This window comes from Leptospiraceae bacterium, assembly GCA_016708435.1.
Lineage (GTDB): Bacteria > Spirochaetota > Leptospiria > Leptospirales > Leptospiraceae > UBA2033.
The window spans coordinates 110,264-129,549 of sequence record JADJFV010000003.1 but is presented as its reverse complement, the minus strand read 5'-3'; the positions used below and the strand labels follow the sequence as shown (position 1 = coordinate 129,549).

The window sequence follows — 19,286 nt, the reverse complement described above, 5'->3', positions numbered from 1 at the left end:
ATTCAATTCAACTTAAACAGTATTTAAAACAAGTCTTTTATTTTGAAAATATATTTAGAAAGGGCAGGCATTCGTGACACCCGATTTACTGCTACAGCTAATCGTTTTTACTCGCTTCAAAGTTCTCAAGTCAGTTACTAAGTCTTTCTCTGCCTCAGGAAATCCCCCCGATAAACAAGAGCGCGCATCTGATTTGATCTGAGATGCACTCGTTCCTGCCGGCAATGTCAGTGCTAAAGCCAAATCAGGAGTATTCGCCACTTTATCGGCGGCTATTGCAATCCTTCCTCTCGACGAATTTAAAAATATCAATTCAGACTCTGTGATCAGTGTTTCAGGAGAACCAATTCCTGTAGATTCACAAGAAGTAATTACTGAATAAGTGTTATTAGCCTTAAATGTATCTTGATCAGCAATGGTAGAGATTGCATCAGATGAAATTCCTGAGTTTAAAAAAGAAAAGCTACAAGAAGGAACCGCTTTCACTAAATCATTAGCTTCTGTCAAATTATAAGCTTTTTCGGAAGAACTTAAAAGCAATTCATTTAGATTACAAAGTCCACTCGATCGTCTATCACAATAGACTGTGTTTGTAGAAGAATCTTTGCGCAGGCAATTTCCCTTTGCTCTAATTTGAACTAATGTTAAAATATAAAAATCTACTGTCTTCTTTGTTTCCTGTCTCTTTTTGACTCCATCCATATCAGAGCAAGAAAATAAAAATATCAAAAAGAAAAGCAATATTATCCGCAGCATATTAAAACCTCACTTCCAAACCAATATTTAAAAGTGGTAAATAGACAAGTCTTCCGCCGGGTAATGGCGATTGGATGTAAGGCGAATTCAGAGTATCATATACGGGGGTGGGATTGGATCCATTGAGATAGGGCTTTGACACATCAAAATTTTCCCCGGAAACATTTCTCCTCCCTAAAAGATTGATTACTTCAATATACCCATTGACCATTCCCCATTCATAGTTTTCAAATCGATCCAATCGAATATCAACTTGTTGAAATTGAGAAAGTCTTGCTGAGTTGTAGTCATTCGAATACTGCGCATTATTCAGATTAACCCCAATACTTGCTGCCTGTGAAATTCGACTAGAACCAACGATAGGCGTAATAGGAGTATTGGTAAAATAACGATACCTTCCACCTAGTTGCCATTGACTCGTAATCTTCCAACCAAACACAATATTCAAAAGATGAGTTCGGTCTAAGTCATATAATTCACTGCGATCATTGTCAAAAAGTAGTTCCGCTTGATTATCATCGTAATAATTCACATAGTTATTTCCAACTTCTGTTTGATAGAGAAGCTTTCTACTTCCATTTTTTAAATTCCTACTCGTAGCTTCTGAACTTGCAAGTCTTGTCTGGTGATTGTTTCTTTTTGTGATGGAATTGGAATAAGAAATCCAACCAAAAAAACCATTTTCGCCAGGCTTATTTGATTTTTTTAAATAGACTTCCACACCTTCCGAAAATCCATCTCCTCTGTTAGAATAATTTAGTGCTTTGTCTGTTAAAATATTTCTAGAAACAAAATCAGATTTCTGCAAAATATCTCGTGGCTCATTATTTAAAGCGTATGGATTTCGCGCATAATTATCAGGAACTACTAAATCAGAAAAGATATTTCGAAAACCCTCCACTTTAAATAGCCATTGCTGATTGATCTCCTGGTTAATTCCAATTGCTAGGTGCTCAGCCTTCTCCATGAGCAAATTAGAGTTACCCACTTTAGCGGATACTTGCTCTATACCTACCGGAGCATTTCGATGAATCCCTGCTCCTGCAATAAATGTCGTTCCAGTCTTTGCTATTGTATACGAAGCATTTAACCTTGGACTCAAAGCCTTTTGGTTCGCTAAATTATAATAATCCCATCGCACACCCGGCACTAGTTTAAATCCCGCATACTCTATAGTAGCCTCTGCGAACATTCCATATTCTTTTGATTTTGCGCCGTCACCGTCAATGAGAGCGCGAAATGTTGGTGAACTATCCAGAAGATCGTTGAATATTTTAGAAAACAGGCTATTTTGTTGCGTTATATTTTCTCCTTTTAGAGTAATATTTTTTTCTCGATAGTTTTGCCCTGTATCAATCCGTAAAATATTCTTCACAATTTCAAGAGATTGAATGTTTTCTGCAAAATAAAGAGTTTGTGTAGTCACGTTTTGAACACCGAAAATATTTTCAGCCGTTGCCGGATTTGTAATTTTTAACTCAAAGAATTCCTTGAATGTATTTCTAGATACACTTAATGTATTGCTAAATTTTGTTGCTGGCTGGTAAATATATCTTATCCCCTCCGTATGAAATTTTTTATCGAGTCCAATTGGCGGTCTACTATCTGACCCGCCCGATCCTCCTCCGCTACTTTCCAATTCCGCTTGTGCTTTCGTGTAAGCTTGTCTATCTCTTGCACCAAACAAAGACACTGAGATTTTATGCTTATCAGAAATATCAAACCCATACTTGAATTGATAATCCTGATAATCCGCATACTTTGCATTAGGCGGTATTCCATCAGGGTAAAGTTTTAGTAAAACTAGATTCGGATAATTCTTTCTTGCCGCTGCTATCATATACGATTTTTCACCTAGCTTTGTTTCAATCATAGCATCCGTCAAAAATAAATTCATATTTAAAATGGAAGTTGTTTTTTTTACTTCTGATTTTCCTTCAATGTTAATAATGCCGCCTGTCGCATATCCATACCGGGAGGAATACGCACCTGTATAGACATCAAACGATTTAATGATATTATTGTTTAATACAGAAGATTGATTTCCTAGATGAAAAGGGTAACTAATCGGAAATCCATCAAAGTAAAATTGGTTTGCTCTTGAGCCTGCACCTCGCAAAACAATATCTCCTCGATCGCTATTTCGATAAGGACCTGTATTATTCGTATTAAACAGGGCAGCAGTCGTTGCAAGACCGATTGGAATTGCAGGAGAAACTCCCGGCAAAGTTAAAATTGCCTTAAGCGAATCTCCTTGTGATCCGGGCAAACGCTTAATTTCTTCTTGTTGTAAGGTATAGCGTGAAAGCTTTGTTTTTTCTTTTTCGCCGGAGACTTCAATGGCCCCTTTTTCTTTTTCACCAACAAATACAACAATCTCTTGCCCGTCATAGTAAATTTCTTTACGCTTTACTTCCACATCTGCACCAGAAATAATTCTTAAGGTGTAATAGCCATTAGCCGGAACTTGAAAAAGAATTTCTCCTTTTGCATTTGTAGTAAAGTAACCACCAGATTCTTTTATCACGACGGTAGCATTTGGCTTAGGAGAATTAGTGGCTTTGTCTATTACTTTGATTTTTGCTGAAATAGGTTTTTCTTGTGCAGTAAGCGATGAAAGAAAAAATAACAATGTAAAAAATATAAACTTCAAAATATCCTCACACAACTCCAAGGATACGTTTTAAAAGGGCACCTTGCGTTTAATACATCTAATTCGCACCGAGTAACTTCGCCTGGGGGGCGGTCTTGTGTAAAAAATAATGGATCACTTGGACGATTTCCACACTGACTTGCTTTTGCTTCTATTAATATTAAAATTCGTTTTTGAATTTCCCATGAGTCAATTCGATTATTGTCATAGCAATTAAATAAAAAGACGAATAGTAAAATGGATTTATAATGTTTAAAGGTTTCCAGCATTGATTCTATAAATTGTAAATTGGTCTTTCATTCCAGGAATTTCATATTTTAATTCTTCGAGTATAATGTTGTTAGACTCCAGAAAAAAATCTACGTCAGGATTTTCTTTATATTCTTTCGTAAAAACTATTTGAGAAGCTCCGGCTAATTTTTGAATCTTGGCTGCGATGTTTACAGTTTTACCGAAATAATCAATTCCACTATTTAAATTTACGGCAATGCATTGACCATAATGAATTGACACTCTCAAGCGAATTCTATTCATATTCTTGCCATTAAAAGTTTTTAGCAAAGCCATTGCTGTTTCAATAGCTCCTTTCGGAGAAGGAAAAGCTGCCATTACCGCGTCGCCTATCGTCTTTATAATCGCACCTTCATTTTCCTTTACAAAAATATTTATTTCTTCGAAATGCTTTTTCACTTGCACAAAAGTCTTTGAATCTCCTTGCTCCTCATAGAGACTAGAAGAGCCTACAATGTCAGTGAATAATACTGTTTGAAGACCTAGTTCTAGTTTTAAATCACTCGAAATAGATTCTGCCGAAAACAAATCGTGAAATTCCTGTAAGCTAAAAATATAAGCAGGTCTAAGAACAAAAGGATCCCAGGATGTCTCTTCAATTGTAAATAGCCGTGGCTTATCGTCTGTATTCGTTATCCGCACAAATGGATTTTTACCGGAGAGATAATTTTGATTACCCTCATTTGACCAATTTACTCTATTTGCAGATTCTGCATCAGTAATACTTAAACTTCCTGTTTGGGTATTTCCTTTGATTCTAAGTCTGTAAATTCCGATACCAAGATTTATATTAGCCTCTATTATTTCTTTTGGTGCGAGATATTTTTGTAGTTTTATATGAGGCTTCTTCGCTGGCTCTGCACTACAAAAGAATACCTTTGCCACATTTCGAATGGAAGGATGCACATGGAATGTTATTTCTATTGAATTCTCTGAATCGTTTTCGTATTCTATTTCGCAAGCCTCACAATTCGATTTGCTGGGAACATCATAAAGAGTTCCAATTTCCAAACGTGTTCCTCGGCAGTGAGGACAAATCACATCCCAGCTAATCGTGAGTAACCCCGCACGAGTAGCATACATGCAGGCAACGAGTAAGTCTCTTTCTTTTACGCCCCATCGAGAGGCCAATTCCAAAACTCGAATTCTATATAGGTCTAATTCATTTCCATATTCAATAAAATCAATAAGCTTGTGAATCAAATCTTTCGAAATTTTTTTTTGCAATAATTCCTCTGTAATTTTAAAAACAACAGAAGGATTACTTATCTTATTCTCTTCTTCTCGAACAGGTAATTGATACTGAATAGTTCTAGCTTTAGAAATTCTTTCAATCTCTCCTAAAATAGAAGCGTATTTCTTTCTGATGGAATTTTCGGAGATAACAAGGAGTAGCCGAGATAATAAACTTCTTGGCACCCAACCCAAATAGACATACAAACGAGTCGCTTCCTCTGAAATTCTTTCAAAATGATAAATGGCTTTTACCGTATGCGCAAAGCCTTTGCTATACTCACGAATACTGATGAGGTGATTTGAAGCAACCCATGTCCAGGGAATTTCAACCCATTCAAGTCGAATGCCTGCATTAGTTGTATTTCCGTAAAGGACTCCGTTTTTTTCAACAAAATTCATTTCGCTTAAACCCATCGCTTTATTAAGCCTGGAAGTATCACTTACAAATGACCAAAGGGCATCTGCTGAAATTGCTAAATCAAATGACCAGATCCAGTCTAGACGTTTTGGTTTATTTAAGAGATACTTCTCATCCCATGGATAGATCGATAGAAATTCAGCTAATGTTAAACTCATATTAGATTAGATATAAGTCGCAGGGCAAAAGGAAAAACAAGTCGTAAAATTTATTCAAAAAATAAAAAGAATGGTTGTTAAATTATAATCCTAGTTAAATTATGTGACGTGGAAGTTAGCCATTAGTATGAAATTAGAAAAAACCATTCATGAAAATCTAGCCATTGTAGGACTCGAAGGTTACTTAGACATGGGCACATTTCGAGAATTTGAATTATATATACAGGATTTGGTTACAGCACCAATTCAAAATGTTGGTATTGATCTTTCTAAGTGTAGAGCTATTGACTCTTCTGGAATGGGATGTATTCTTCGCATCATGAACAATCTAAAAGGTAAAAACAAAAAGCTAACTCTATTAGATGTGCCTTCCAATATAAAGGGAATTCTGAAAATTAGCCAGATAGACAAATACTTAAAGATAATCTCAACTAGCGAATTTAAAAGTGAAAATTCCTAAAGTCGAAGCTCATCTTGCGTAAGATTAGTTACCTGCGAAATAAATAATAAGCAACGACAATAATTCCAAGAAGAATGCGATAGTATCCAAAGCTAGAAAAACTATTCTTCTGGATAAATGCGATAAACCACTTGATAATTCCCATACAAAAGATAAATGTCAAAATAAAGCCAATCGACAGTAAAATCAAACTATCCCCATGAAGTAAGTCTCTATATTTATACAGCTTATATAAACTAGCCGCTATGAGCACAGGAACCGCTAAGAAGAAAGAATACTCGGCAGATGTTTTTTTGGGCAAACCCAAAAGCCTCGCAGTTATAATAGTCATTGCAGATCTAGAAACGCCTGGAATGAGAGCCAGACATTGACAAATTCCAATCGTAATAGCCTGCTTAAAGCTGAGAGAAGAAGAAGCTACTGTAGAATCTGAATGCATTGACTGTAATTTTTTTTCTACGAATACGATTGCAATTCCTCCGGCTAACCAAGAGAAACCCAAAATGAAAAGTAAATACTCACTCGCTTTAATCGTGTCTAGAATACTTTTAAATGCAAAGCCAAACAATAAAACAGGAAAAGATCCAATTGCAATATTTAAAAAAAATTGAAAGCCCGAATCATCCTTCGACTGTCCTAGCGCATACTGAAGAGTAGCCTTTGTCTTTTCAAAAAAGAAATTACGATACAAAACAAGGACAGAAAGAATGGCTCCACTCTGAATGAATATATCAAACAAATCATCAAAGCTAGCTCCATCTTCTAATCCCTCAAAAGGAAAAAAGGAAGTGAATAAGAATAAATGCCCCGTAGAGGATACAGGCAAAAACTCAGTTATAGATTCAATAATACTTCTAAGGATTAAATTTATGTAATTGTTCATATGGCTAGTAGAGAGAGACGCACGGCCGTGCGTCTCTACGGTATACTATTTACCAGCAGGTGCTGGTGTGACTGGTTTTTCTTCAGTTTTTGTTTCAGGTTTAGATTCAGACTTATCGCCTTCTTTCTCTTTTGCATCTTTTTTAAGAATGCTAGGTCCTGTCTTTAAGTATTGTTCTAGGTCAAATTTTTCATTGTGCTTAATGGATATTCCTTCTTTGACTCTTTCTAAAACTTTTGGAAGAATTTTTTGAGACTCTTCTTGTTTTAAAACTCCTCTTCCGATTTGCAGGCATCTGTCTAGAGTAACAGATTTCATACGTGGATCTTTTTCTCTTAGGTCTTTACATTTATTGCTTGCATCTTCGTCAGTGATTTTAATTTTTTTCTCTACTTGCTCAGTGATATAAAGCTGAGAAATAGTTTGCATTTCTAAGTATTTCACAATATTTTTTATATCTGCTCTCGTGGTAAAACCAGACTTATCCGCAGCAGTCTTAATCATATACATGTTGCGGTAATTATCATAAAAGTTCTTTGGTTGAAATTGGTAGTTAATTGATTTTAGCTGCTCATCTAACTCTTCTATATCCGATGATACAATTTTGATTAAATTTTCTTTTTCAACATTTTGCATACGACTCATCGATTCAATCGCTGTTTCATATGTTGTTTCGAATTTCTTTACTGTTAGCTTCTCGCCGTCTAACGTTTCAATCACGCTACTATTATCATCTTCGCATCCCACAAAATTGAAGACACTGAGTATGATAAGATTAATTAGAATTAATTTGAATTTCATTTAAAGTTCCTTGTTAAAATCAAATTATTTTCCGAAATCGGCACGTCTAGCCTTTTTTTAGGACGAAATCTTGGTCAAAAGAGCAATGATTTCTTTTAGCCTGGCCTTTTCATTTTTATTCTTCGGTTTGAATCTTAAAATGCTAGGCTCTTTGGGTTGAATGGAAAGTCCTTCTTTGGCAACAATTAATTTCATGATCTTTGCGGGATCACCTTTGAAATGCTGGCCGGATTTCAACTTGATATCGCCCCCATCCTCCGTTATAAATTCAAATCCAAGACTAGAACCTAGGACACGAATTTTTTCCAATTGTAAAAATGTATCCACCACTTCTGGAAATTTTCCAAACCTGTCTTCCATTTCAATTGCAATCTCATCCATCTCATCTAAATGCAAAGCACCTTCAAATCTTTTGTAGAACTCAATCTTCTGCTTTGTATCCGGAATATAATCTTCTGGAATGTAAAAGCTAGAGGCGAGATTCACAACCGTTCTCACTTCAATTGCAATTTCTTCTTGTTTGAGTTTACTCACTGCTTCATTTAACATCTGCACATATAGATCAAATCCAATTTCCATAATAGAGCCACTCTGCTCTGTTCCGAGTAAATTTCCTGCTCCCCTAATTTCCAAATCTCTCATCGCAACTTTGAATCCAGCGCCTAATTCCTGGTATTCGGAAATTGTATTGAGCCTTTTCTCTGCTTGCTCGGTCATTGATTTATTTGCGGGATAAAATAAATAAGCGTGAGCTTTTCTTCCACTTCTACCAACTCTTCCGCGAATCTGATAGAGTTGCGACAAACCAAACATATCCGCTCGACGAACGATCATTGTATTTACATTAGGCATATCGATTCCTGATTCTATAATTGTAGTAGTCACCATTAAATCATACTTTCGATTATTAAAATCCATAATGGTTTCTTCCACTTCTTCTTCCCCGAGTTGTCCGTGTAAAATTCCAATTGAAATTTCTGGTAGAAGATTTGAAATTTCTTTTGCCTCGTTTTCAATTGTCTCAACACGATTGTGCAAATAAAAAACCTGTCCACCACGTTCTAATTCTTTTTCAATGGCGAGCTTCATAATTTCTTCGTTGTCTTCTAGAACAAAAGTTTCAACGCTCTGTCTATTCTTGGGAGGTGTCTCGATAATGGATAAGTCGCGTATGCCGGTGAGAGACATATGAAGTGTTCTAGGAATGGGAGTTGCACTAAGTGTTAATACATCGACTAGATTTTTTATTTTTTTAATCGCTTCTTTGTGGTTAACACCGAATCGCTGCTCTTCGTCAATAATGAGTAGTCCTAGATTTTTAGGTTTAATCGTTCCTGAAAGAAGAGCATGAGTCCCGATGAGTAAATCCAATTCTCCGCTCGTAAATTGAGCAATAGACTCCTTTACTTCCTTTGGAGAACGAAAGCGTGAAACCATTCCTATTTTTACAGGATAATTTTCAAATCTCTGATTAAAAGTATTGTAGTGCTGTAAGGCAAGAATTGTAGTCGGAGCAATGAATAACACCTGTTTACCCGCCATCACTGATTTAAAAGCGGCGCGAATGGCTACTTCCGTTTTGCCGTAACCAACATCTCCGCAGACAAGTCTATCCATTGGTCGCGGTGACTCCATATCAGCCTTCACTGCTTCTATAGCACTGAGTTGGTCTGGAGTTTCTTCGTATTCAAACTCTGCTTCAAACTCTTCTTGCCAAATCGTATCTTTAGGAAAACTATAGCCCTGTAATTTCATTCGATTCGAATACATTACAAGTAATTCTTCCGCTAAAACATCAATGACTCCCTGTGCTCTTTCCTTTTTCTTTTTCCAGGTTCCTCTTCCGAGGCTATCTAGAACTGGATTATCAGAGCCACCTACATATCTTTGCACAAGAGAAATTTGATCGAGCGGCACAAAGAGAGTATCCCCTCCGGAATATTCTAATTTTAAGAAATCTCGAATCTTAGAATCAGCAGTTACTTTCTCGATTTTTACAAAGCGACCAATTCCATGATTGATATGAACTACATGATCTCCTTCTTTTAAATCAATAAAACTCTGTATCGCGCGAGAAGAAGTTTTTTTAAATCTGGATTTACGTTTATAACTTCGTCCGAATATATCATTCTCAGTCCAGATATGAATCTTTTCATCCGGCAAAATAAATCCATTCTTAAGCTCGGATAATACTAGGTATGCGCCCGGACTTGTAGGAAATTGAACTACTTCTGGCTCATCTGAAGCTTCGTTTAAGATTTTAATATTTTCTTTTTCAAAAAGCCCTTTTAGTCTTTCTGTCTGAGCATGAAAAGAAGATGTGATAAGTAAAATCGAGTCTTCTTTCATTGCTTCCATTTTTTCTCTTACGTCACGAATTTTCCCTTTGAATGAATCGGTTTCTGTGATTGGCAAAATTACTTCATTGTCTTTTAATTCACTCGGACGAATTAAATGAAAGCTAATTTCTTTTTTAGAGGTTAATACAGTGTATTCGTTTTGAAAAGAAATTAATTTTTCAGGCTCTAAGCAGATAATATCTGTTTTGCGCTTTTCATACAGAGACTTGTATTCTCTTTCAATTTGAAATACTTTATCGACTACTTCATTTTGCCTTTGAAATAATATCAGAGGCGGAGTTTTAAAATAATCTAGTATACCATGTGGCTCGTGAACGACTGGAATCAATTCTTCTAGAGCAGTGTGATGCGAAATCTCCATGTCTGGCTTTTTTAATCCTTTGCCGCGCAGTTCAATTTCTTTTTGATAATGTTCCCATTCTTTCTTTGAAAGCAGAAATTCATCTACGGGCAGCAAGGAAACTTTTTCCAACTCAGAAATAGAACGTTGTGTGCTAGAGTCAAAGGATTTAATGGACTCAAGTGTGTCTCCAAAAAAGTCGAGACGAACTGGATCTGTGAATAACGGTGAGTAAACGTCAACGACTCCACCTTTTACAGAAAACTTTCCGTATTCCTCACAGATTTCTTCACGAACATAACCCAAAGCTACTAGAGATTGAAGTAAATCTGTCTGGTCAATTTCGTCTCCCGTTTTTAAGTTAAGAGATTTTCCCATTAGAATCGAAGCCGGAGGAAGAGTTTTTAAAAACCCAATCGCAGAGGTAAATAGCAAAATCCGCTCTCCACTTAGAATACGAGCGAGAGTATTGATTCTATCAATCTTTAATTCGCGAGAATACCTTGCATAATCATAGGGAATTACTTCAGGTCCGGGAAAATAAGCGATATTTTCTTTAGGTAAAAAACTCAAAGCTTCTCTAAACAAAGCCTCTGAGTCGGTATTAGTAGCGGAAATGACAATCGCAGATTTTTTATTTTGGTATAAATAAATGGCAGAAGCAAGAAAAGATACTGCCGAGTCAGGAATGCCGTAAAATTTGAACTGCCCCTTTTTTTTATAAGCTAATTCAAAATCAGTTTCGGATAACTTCTTTACATACTTAGATAAAAGATCTTTCATAGCAATTACAATACCATGTTTTAAAGTGTGAGAATTCTTAAAATGAAGAATTAAAAATTCATTTGGTATCTTTTAGACTAGAACGATAATAGTATTGAATGCGAACTAACAATTAGGAGGAAAACAATGTTTATATGGGTAACGCAGGGTTTAGTAGAGCCTTATATTCCAAAGGTCAAACAAGATTCTATAAAAAGAATAAATGCACTCCAAGCTGGAGTCGCTGACAAATCAATTGAGGTCGGTGATCCAGAGGATACAATTGTTATTACACATGCCAAAACTGGTTTCGCATCCGATGCCTACATTGATGTAGCAGATATTTATGCACAGGAAAAATCTTCTCCCAAAGAAGAGCGCAAACAAATTTTCTACGCACGTGATATCATGACAAAAAAAGTCCAGACTATTTCGCCTGACGATTCTTTTGCTAAAGTAGAAACGCTATTTCACAAAGAGCCATATAGACATATGCCTGTGATTGATTCACGTTCTTTCTTACAGGGAATTCTTTCCGAGAGAGATTTGTTAAAGTTTACAATCAATTCTCTTCGAAATTCTCTGACTGAAACCAACCAAGAGCGTGTAAGAGATATTATGCAAACTAAAGTTCTTTCTGCATTTCCAGAAACTCCCATCAGAGAAATCGCTCGAATCATGTTCGAAGAAAAAGTGGGCTCGGTTCCAATTCTTGACAAAGAAAAAAAACATCTAGTAGGAATCGTAACAAGAAGCGATATACTCAGGCGGGTAATGAACAATCCACCACTAGACCTTTATACCTAATTTTATTCTTTGCGTTTACTCACGAGTATCCCGAATGTAAAACTGATTCCGTTTAAGTTTGTAGTTTCATATCTATAGCGTATGTCTTTTATTGGGTCTATCATTTCAGAAATTTTCATCTGCCCGTTTTTTTTATTTAATCAAAAGAAGTCGCAGAAAACATAGTTGAGATAAAAAAAAAAACCCTCTCCAAAAAAAAAAAAATAAAAACCATAAAAAAAAAAATAGGGGAAAAAAAAAAATTTTGAACTTTGAACCATGCTTGCTGTGAATCGCCTTTTTTTCTTGTTTCGTTAAATCTTCCTCAGCGGCTTTCTTTGATTTACCGCTTGAATTTTCCACTGACGCAGTTGGTTCCACTTTGGATTTAATATCAACACTGGTGCACTGAGCCATTGCGATTAACGTAAAAAGTAAAACTATCTTATAAAAAAAAAATGAAATTCATGGACTTCATCCGAAATAAATTAGACTTCTTTTGCATACAGGTAACCCTGAAAACCTAATTTAGTGTTTTTCTAGAGTATATATAATTACAAGGAAAATTTATTTGTTTTTAAAAAATCAGTCAATTAAGGAATCGCCGGCTTTCGTCGGAAGTATGTCATGTGAATCATTAAATTCAGGAAAAAAATCGAAGAAAAGCTTTCGTGGAACAACTCGATACCTCTCTGGATTCTTTCCAATAAAAACGTTCGTGTAGCTAACAAGCGGTAAACTGTGGAAATTAATCCTATCCTCAAATCCATAAAAATCCTGCTTGCTAATTCGATGACTTTGGGTGCGGATAACGTAGTCTTTTACGAAACTCCAATCCAATTTAAAATGCATCCGGGTTCCTTGAAACGCAGGAGAGCGTTCAATTAAATTCACAAGTCGATTTAAAGGACAAAGTTGCTTGTGGTATTGAGTCACGAACACCATGACAAATCTCTGCGAAAGACCCATTGGTTTCCAAACTAAATCAGAAAGATTTTCGATATTTTGTTCATACTTAATATCATCTAATAGCTTATGAAGTTCTTGTTGCCCTTTTTCTTTTTTTAAATAACTGATATGCTCTTCATAGCCGAACTCTCCATAGTAGAGCCATTTATATAAATCTTGCAATTCAAAGTAAGGGTGATCCTCGATGAATAGCTTCAGCGCAAAAACTCGTTGTTCATTATTTACGATGGATAAAGTATCAATTGCCATTTGATTTATTTTTAAAACTTAGTTCTGTTCCGTCAATAATTCTTTTTATATTTTGTCGATGTGTGTATAAGACAAGAAAGAAATTTACAACAACAAACAATAAAACCTTTGGAGAAAAAGAATTTCCCATATAAATTACATAGATGATCGGCAAAAGGAAAAATCCAAGGATAGAGCCGAGAGACGCAATTCGTTTCCAGTAAATAATTCCTAATCCAATCAGTCCACTCAAGATGCAAGGAATGGGAAGCAGATAAAGATAAACTCCAACCGACGTTGCAATGCCCTTCCCTCCATCGAATTTTAAAAACGGATTAAAAATATGACCTAGAATGGAAGCAAAACCACCTAGAAGGGGAATCCATTCCGGACTCAAAAATGCTTCCCCAACAGAAAAATAGGGATAAATAAAAAAGGGAGCAATTCCCTTCGCAATGTCGAGGATCATGACAATTAGCCCCGACTTCCAACCTACTGATCTAAGAACGTTAGTTGCTCCCGCGTTTCCACTTCCCGTTTTCTTAATATCCACTCCCTGGATAGAAGAAACGATATGCGCACTTGGAAATGAACCTAAGAAAAAACAAATTGTCAAATATACAAAAAGCATTTACTCACGGTATTCCTTTTCTTTTTTTCTGTCTGATCTAATTTCTAATTCTACTTGCACACCGTTTAATTGAAATTCTTCAATGATTCTACTCTTAATAAAACTCAAGAGTGGTTTTTTAAATAAATCAACATGGTTTACAAATAATAATAATTTGAATGGAGTTGTCGAAACTTGCGTTGCGTATAAAATCTTGGGCGGCTTCTTTGCCTGTAGCCCCATTTTACCTTCAGACATCCATTCAGTGAGCTTCTGGTTTATCTTGGATGTAGGTATTTTAGTGTTAACCTTCTCGTAAACTTTTACACATTCTTCTAGAACTTTTCGAACCCGTTGTTTTTGTAAGGCGCTTATACTAATTACAGGAATCGCAGAAGTAGGATAAAACCTTGATATTAAGTCTTTCTTGTATTCTCTGAAAGTATTGTCATCTTTGTCTTTAATCAAATCCCATTTATTTACAGCTAATACCACCGGCTTTCCACTCTCGCGGATAATAGCGAATATCTTCTTATCATACTCGCCCATTCCCTTTGTTGCATCAATGATATGAACAATTACGTCAGATTCCTCGATGGATTGAAGTGTTCTTTTATAAGAATAAAATTCTAACTCTTCTGAAGACTTACTGTTTTTTCGAATCCCCGCAGTATCTACAATGAGTAAATTCTTATCTTCAAATTTTAAAGTGCTATGAACTGTGTCGCGTGTCGTTCCGGGAATCTCACTTACAACCGCTCGATTAAATCCAAGAATGGAATTTAAAAAACTAGACTTACCCGAATTTGGTTTTCCAACAATGCTAATACTAAAATCCGTATTTTGCTTTTCGCCAATTCTTGCTTTGGCTAAGTAAAAATTCATTTTTTCAAAAAGAAGCTTTAAATTTCTACGACCGAGTGCGGAAATGGGGATAACTTCTTGTAGCCCCATTCGATAAAAATATTCCAAATCAAAATCATTATCAGGATTGTCTGACTTGTTGATTACACAGATAATATTTTTAGAAACAAATCTTTTGTCTGTCAAAAATAGTTTTATTAGTTTACTGTCATATTCTACAATTTCATTTCTATCAATCACGAAGATGATCAAGTCTGAGTTGAGTAGATGACTAAAACTTACTTCGATGATTGAAGATGTTAGATCGTTAATATTTTCTAAATCCAGACCGGGCGTGTCTGAGAGAGTAAATGGTTTTATGAAATTCTCGCTATCAATTTCATAACTCAACACGTCGCGGGTAACGCCCGGATAATCATAAGTAATCGCTAATTTTTGTTTAACGAAGCAATTGAATAATGTAGATTTACCCACATTTTGTCTTCCGACGATAGATACTACGGGTAATTTTTTCAAGAACGGTTCCTTTGTTTCATGGCTCTGTCAATTTCAATTTTGGCTTCTTTCTTTTGGAGAGAATCTCTTTTGTCGTAAAGTTTTTTAGGTTTGCCAGTCGCTATTTGCACTTTTACAAATTGCTTTTCGTTAAAGTAAATCTTAACTCCAACGATCGCGAGACCTTTTTCTTTAATTTGTTTTTCTAGTTTTATAATCTCTTTTTTGTGCGCTAGAAGTTTACGAGGACGCACTTCGGGATGATTTGCATAGCCACCATTTTTATAAGGTGTGATATGAAAATTTTGCAAAATCAATTCTCCGTTTTTTACCTGCGCAAATGCGTCTGTGAGGTTCGCTTTTTTCTCGCGAAGACTTTTTACTTCTGAGCCGGACAATACAATACCAACCTCTAAAAATTCTAGAAGTTCGTAATCAAATCGCGCCTTTTTATTCGTTACGATTTCTTTGTATCCTTTTGTTGCTTCTTTTTCTTTTGTTTTCATGACGCCCCCCCCTGCCCGGGGGGTTGCGCCCCCAACCCCCTGTTTGGCCGGCCTTGGGCGCCAAAATAAGGGGGGGCGCTTAGGCCCCCGGGTTTTTTTTTTTATTGGGTTTTCCCGTTTTTATATTTCTTTTTAATCTTCTTTATTCCTCCCCTTATCTTACTGCGTGGTGAACATGGATTAGCTTTGTTAATTCGGTTCCAATTAAGTTTGGCATATTTGAGAAGTTATCCGGTGTTATTTGCACTGCATGTTCAAAAATATTCTCGGCAATATAACGATTTCCAAGTCCAACGGCGAGGAAAACATAATTCTTTTTGGTATTTTTTAAAACTTCTTCTTTTAATTTTTTATTTTCCCAGGAATCAATTTCTCTGTCAATCTCAGTCTTGCCACGTTGACCTCTAAAGTCAGAGATAATCACTATTATCCGGGTATCTGCTTCAGATGAAAAATATTTTTCACAGTCTTCGATCAAAGAAAATTCGTACACTGAGTCTCCCTGCCAATCTCTTGTAAGAGAATTAAACATTTCTTCTTCTTTTCGCATATCGTATTCATCTTCTTTGTCTTTTAAACAAATTAAATCAATATGATCCTTTTTGTTAAGTCTATCGGAATAAGTATAAATGGAAAACTTGACACTGTGTTCGTTTAAAATATAAGCACTCGTTAGCATTGCAGAAAGGGTCGCTACTGAATATTCAAAATTAAAAATACGCCTTGCTTTACTTACTAAGAAAACAATTTCCACACCTTTTAACTTTTCTTCATTCTTATCAATGATTGTTTTATCAAAAACCTTTGAATCGCCTCTTCCGCTTTTAAAGGAAATGTATTTGCGGGTATCTACTCGTTTGCCTTGAGTCTGGTAAATGCGTGTTATATCCACCTCGGGATCAAATAGAGACTCTAAATTCATCTCTACTTCTTCTAGACTTTTTTCAAAGACTTCTTTGAATTCTTTAAGGCTAACAGCCATAGAATAATTCCAGAGAATTTTTCTTTTTGCTAAGAATTGTTTGTATAATTCTTCTGTTCGATAACCCCATGCACCGCCGCCACCAGCAGGCTCACCCTGCCCCATATTGCCCTGAGTATCCTTGCCATACCAGGCATCAGCGCCTTCTTTGGTGTTGCCGCCTGTTTCAGGAGTATTAATCTCAATTCCTTTCTTTAAAGGGCTTCCTGAATTTTTTAAGGGCGCTTTACCGGTATTAGCCTCTCTTTTGTGAAGTTCAGGATCCCACCAGGGATTGCGATCAAGATTTACCGGATCGGTAAAAGTTTTTTTTTTATCCTCTATCTTTTGATAAAGGTCATCGGGAAAAGACTTGGACTTTACAGCCGTATCTATTAGCCGCTCCATATCAAATCTTTCTTTTGGATCAGAAATTTGATTGATATAAGAAATCTTTGCGCCTCGCACAACTGTTTCTACAAGAGTCTCAGGCGCATTGTATTTCACAATATGATCTTTCCATTTCAGAAGATTAGATAAACCAAATAAATACGGGTTCAAATTGCCCGAACCAATCACACGTTTTTGGGAAAGTGTTTTAATCTTTGTGTGGAAAGTCGTCATTAACCCCGAAAGAGTATCATCGGGTAAATAGAATTGCAAAATTTCTTTCAGAGATTTTTCATCTTCGAGACTTGGAAATAAAACGGAAGTAAAACGATTTCTAAATGCACGCGAAATAGTAGGAATTGATTTTGTTTTTCTAAACATTTTAAAAGCGTAGACTCGTGAATCTTCTTTTAAATGAATCGGATTTGTCTCTCCACTTTCTGGAGGAAGCGTTATCGCTTTTGCATCGTCGGTGAGCATATTTAGTTTTTCTACTAACTCAGCGCCGGCAGCCTCGAGTGCAGTAATTACAATCGTTCCACCTTCTCTAATTCCTTTTGTCAAAGGACCATCTACCCATTCCACTTTAGATTGGGAAACCGGTTTTAGCGCACCCAAAATATCAGAAGTGTGAATTCCTTTACAGAGGTTAACATGCGATAGCCGTAGACCGGAGATATTTGTAATAAGAGACATTAAGAAATTCGGATCATCTTCTTCGCCAAACTCAATTAAAATATTTTCGCCAAGTTGAATACCAGTAACGACTTTTTCCATGAAGGTAAGGATTTTCTCTGTGACAGGAATTTCAGAGAGAATTCTTTTAGAAATACTTTCTTCTGTATGAATCGATTTGTCATTGCAATAAAGCTTATTTCCCTCTACGAACATTTTAACAGAATGAGAAATTTCTTTGTCTGAATATTGTAACTCTGTGCGAATGAGTTCTAGTTGAGAATTTTTATCTTCTTCTTTTCTAAATGGTTCAATGTATAAATTAGAAAGCTCTCTATAAACTACATATTTGTCATTGCAGTTAAATGCATTTAGCCGCTCGCAAACTTTTTTTAAAGTGCGGATATTAAAATGATATTTTTCTAAATCGCCTTTTCCCAATTCATTGTTTAAAACTTTTCTTTCTGTGGCAAGCGTCACCCGAATGCAAATTTGCAAAAGAGATTCTGTTAGCTCAGGATAAAGTTTTTTTAATATAAATAGAATTTCATCAGGCGGATAGGGATCTACAAACACAGTAGAGAAATTTTTAGTAATATCAAACGGTAGCGGCTTACGACCTTCAAACCCTTCCGAAGGATTTTGCGTTCCAATAAAACTAAATCCTTCTTTGGCTTGAATGCGACTTCCATCTCCTTCCATGATATCAATGTAGTTAGATTCATAAACAGTTGCAAAACGTTTAATCACATTCGGAGAGCATAAATTCATTTCATCGGCTACGAAGGTGTAACCGGAAGCAATAGCATTCACAATCGGACCGTTAATCCATTCAAATCCATTTCCACTCATCAGAAGACGATAAGAGCCAATCAAATCTTCTGGAAGTGTGTCTTCATTAAAACTATACCGGAGGGTAGGATGATTTCTCTTAGCATTGATATAATAAATAAGCGCGTTTTTTCCTACGCCCGCATCCCCCACAAGAAGCACGGGTTGGTTTTCAATCACGGGATACAGAATATTTCGCAAATTTTTCAGAGTCGTATCTGTCTCCACCAAATTCGATGGGTATATGAGAGATGAATTAGCGTTCTTATAAACGGGAACTTGTATACCGGCTATTTTTGTGAATTCCATAAGGTTAGTATTTGTAAGCGCAAGATGGAAGCAAGTAGAAAATCATTGTGAAAATTGCCAAGATTACAAGAAACACGATAAAGAGAGATTTAAAAAATTTTGTTTGTAATTTTAGCGATGTAATTGGAATGTAAAAGGTAAGGAATTGAATAGTCTTGAAATGATAACAAGCTTTATTTTACTCTGCTTACTATTTTTGACTATTCTCTGCGTCCTTGTGCCTCTGTGGCAATCTTTTATTTTAACTAGGTCATTTCAAATAGAATATTTGTTTGTAATTATGTGCTGAATAAATGGAATGTAAACATGGAAGCATTCAATATTTTTAATACCCAAACCAATTTAAGAAAGATTTTTTTTCTAACAGCATTTTTCCTTCTCAGTCTTACCTTCTGTGATTTGGAAAATCCTAATTGCATGATGCTTAAGGGTGAATTTTGAATTCCGATGAAAAACTTCCTGAGTCAATTTTAGAAAAGGATTTAGAAATAAAAATCTGATTTTAAGGGCCTAAAAGTTCTCATCAAAATAAAATTTTCTTAGA

The 19,286-nt window shown here is 35.8% G+C and carries 13 protein-coding genes; 2 read left to right on the top strand and 11 right to left on the bottom strand.

The features are described from left to right. Positions 1-54: 54 nt before the first annotated feature. The 3 genes from IPH52_08040 to IPH52_08030 all read right to left on the bottom strand — a co-directional run bounded on the left by IPH52_08040 (position 55) and on the right by IPH52_08030 (position 5,512). Complete coding sequence (locus IPH52_08040) at positions 55-756, bottom strand: hypothetical protein (protein MBK7054988.1); 702 nt, start codon at positions 754-756, stop codon at positions 55-57. Position 757: 1 nt separating this feature from the next. Continuing rightward, a complete protein-coding gene (locus IPH52_08035; GenBank protein MBK7054987.1) occupies positions 758-3,430 on the bottom strand; it encodes a TonB-dependent receptor plug domain-containing protein in 2,673 nt (890 codons plus the stop codon). A gap of 231 nt (positions 3,431-3,661) precedes the next feature. Next, a complete protein-coding gene (locus IPH52_08030; GenBank protein ID MBK7054986.1) occupies positions 3,662-5,512 on the bottom strand; it encodes an adenylate/guanylate cyclase domain-containing protein in 1,851 nt (616 codons plus the stop codon). A gap of 127 nt (positions 5,513-5,639) precedes the next feature. On the opposite strand from IPH52_08030, the gene IPH52_08025 reads away from it, so the two are divergent. Then, a complete protein-coding gene (locus tag IPH52_08025) occupies positions 5,640-5,972 on the top strand; it encodes an STAS domain-containing protein (protein MBK7054985.1) in 333 nt (110 codons plus the stop codon). 28 nt (positions 5,973-6,000) lie between these two features. Here IPH52_08025 and IPH52_08020 read toward each other — a convergent pair whose 3' ends face one another. From IPH52_08020 to mfd, 3 genes are read right to left on the bottom strand one after another with little or no spacing between them, the layout of a single operon-like run. Then, on the bottom strand, positions 6,001-6,855 hold the full coding sequence (locus IPH52_08020) for an undecaprenyl-diphosphate phosphatase (protein MBK7054984.1): 855 nt from the start codon (positions 6,853-6,855) through the stop codon (positions 6,001-6,003). Between the two features lie 45 nt (positions 6,856-6,900). Continuing rightward, positions 6,901-7,656 (bottom strand): lipoprotein LipL31, encoded by a 756-nt coding sequence (locus IPH52_08015; GenBank protein MBK7054983.1) that lies wholly within the window; start codon positions 7,654-7,656, stop codon positions 6,901-6,903. Positions 7,657-7,713: 57 nt separating this feature from the next. Beyond that, positions 7,714-11,139: a transcription-repair coupling factor gene (mfd, locus tag IPH52_08010; protein MBK7054982.1), complete on the bottom strand. Its 3,426-nt coding sequence runs from the start codon at positions 11,137-11,139 to the stop codon at positions 7,714-7,716. Positions 11,140-11,265: 126 nt separating this feature from the next. Between mfd and IPH52_08005 the strand changes: the two genes are divergently transcribed. Continuing rightward, complete coding sequence (locus IPH52_08005; protein MBK7054981.1) at positions 11,266-11,925, top strand: CBS domain-containing protein; 660 nt, start codon at positions 11,266-11,268, stop codon at positions 11,923-11,925. A 564-nt stretch (positions 11,926-12,489) separates the two neighbouring features. Here the strand turns inward: IPH52_08005 and IPH52_08000 are convergent. From IPH52_08000 to IPH52_07980, 5 genes are all read right to left on the bottom strand, one after another. After that, the gene (locus IPH52_08000) at positions 12,490-13,122 is read right to left on the bottom strand and encodes a hypothetical protein (GenBank protein MBK7054980.1); all 633 of its coding nucleotides are present in this window, start codon (positions 13,120-13,122) and stop codon (positions 12,490-12,492) included. Continuing rightward, entirely contained in the window at positions 13,112-13,732 is a 621-nt protein-coding gene (gene plsY, locus IPH52_07995; GenBank protein MBK7054979.1) for a glycerol-3-phosphate 1-O-acyltransferase PlsY, read from the bottom strand. The genes IPH52_08000 and plsY overlap by 11 nt, the downstream gene beginning before the upstream one ends. Continuing rightward, a complete protein-coding gene (gene der, locus IPH52_07990) occupies positions 13,733-15,091 on the bottom strand; it encodes a ribosome biogenesis GTPase Der (GenBank protein ID MBK7054978.1) in 1,359 nt (452 codons plus the stop codon). After that, the gene (smpB, locus tag IPH52_07985; GenBank protein MBK7054977.1) at positions 15,088-15,576 is read right to left on the bottom strand and encodes an SsrA-binding protein SmpB; all 489 of its coding nucleotides are present in this window, start codon (positions 15,574-15,576) and stop codon (positions 15,088-15,090) included. The genes der and smpB overlap by 4 nt, the downstream gene beginning before the upstream one ends. 154 nt (positions 15,577-15,730) lie before the next feature. Then, entirely contained in the window at positions 15,731-18,742 is a 3,012-nt protein-coding gene (locus tag IPH52_07980) for an AAA family ATPase (protein MBK7054976.1), read from the bottom strand. Positions 18,743-19,286 lie beyond the last annotated feature (544 nt).

Coding starts and splice junctions, on each gene's coding strand:
- IPH52_08030 (MBK7054986.1), bottom strand. CDS start 5,512: ATGAGTTTAACATTAGCTGAATTTCTATCGATCTATCCATGGGATGAG.
- mfd (MBK7054982.1), bottom strand. CDS start 11,139: ATGAAAGATCTTTTATCTAAGTATGTAAAGAAGTTATCCGAAACTGAT.
- plsY (MBK7054979.1), bottom strand. CDS start 13,732: ATGCTTTTTGTATATTTGACAATTTGTTTTTTCTTAGGTTCATTTCCA.
- IPH52_08005 (MBK7054981.1), top strand. CDS start 11,266: ATGTTTATATGGGTAACGCAGGGTTTAGTAGAGCCTTATATTCCAAAG.
- IPH52_07980 (MBK7054976.1), bottom strand. CDS start 18,742: ATGGAATTCACAAAAATAGCCGGTATACAAGTTCCCGTTTATAAGAAC.
- IPH52_08025 (MBK7054985.1), top strand. CDS start 5,640: ATGAAATTAGAAAAAACCATTCATGAAAATCTAGCCATTGTAGGACTC.
- IPH52_08000 (MBK7054980.1), bottom strand. CDS start 13,122: ATGGCAATTGATACTTTATCCATCGTAAATAATGAACAACGAGTTTTT.
- IPH52_08015 (MBK7054983.1), bottom strand. CDS start 7,656: ATGAAATTCAAATTAATTCTAATTAATCTTATCATACTCAGTGTCTTC.
- IPH52_08040 (MBK7054988.1), bottom strand. CDS start 756: ATGCTGCGGATAATATTGCTTTTCTTTTTGATATTTTTATTTTCTTGC.
- smpB (MBK7054977.1), bottom strand. CDS start 15,576: ATGAAAACAAAAGAAAAAGAAGCAACAAAAGGATACAAAGAAATCGTA.
- IPH52_08020 (MBK7054984.1), bottom strand. CDS start 6,855: ATGAACAATTACATAAATTTAATCCTTAGAAGTATTATTGAATCTATA.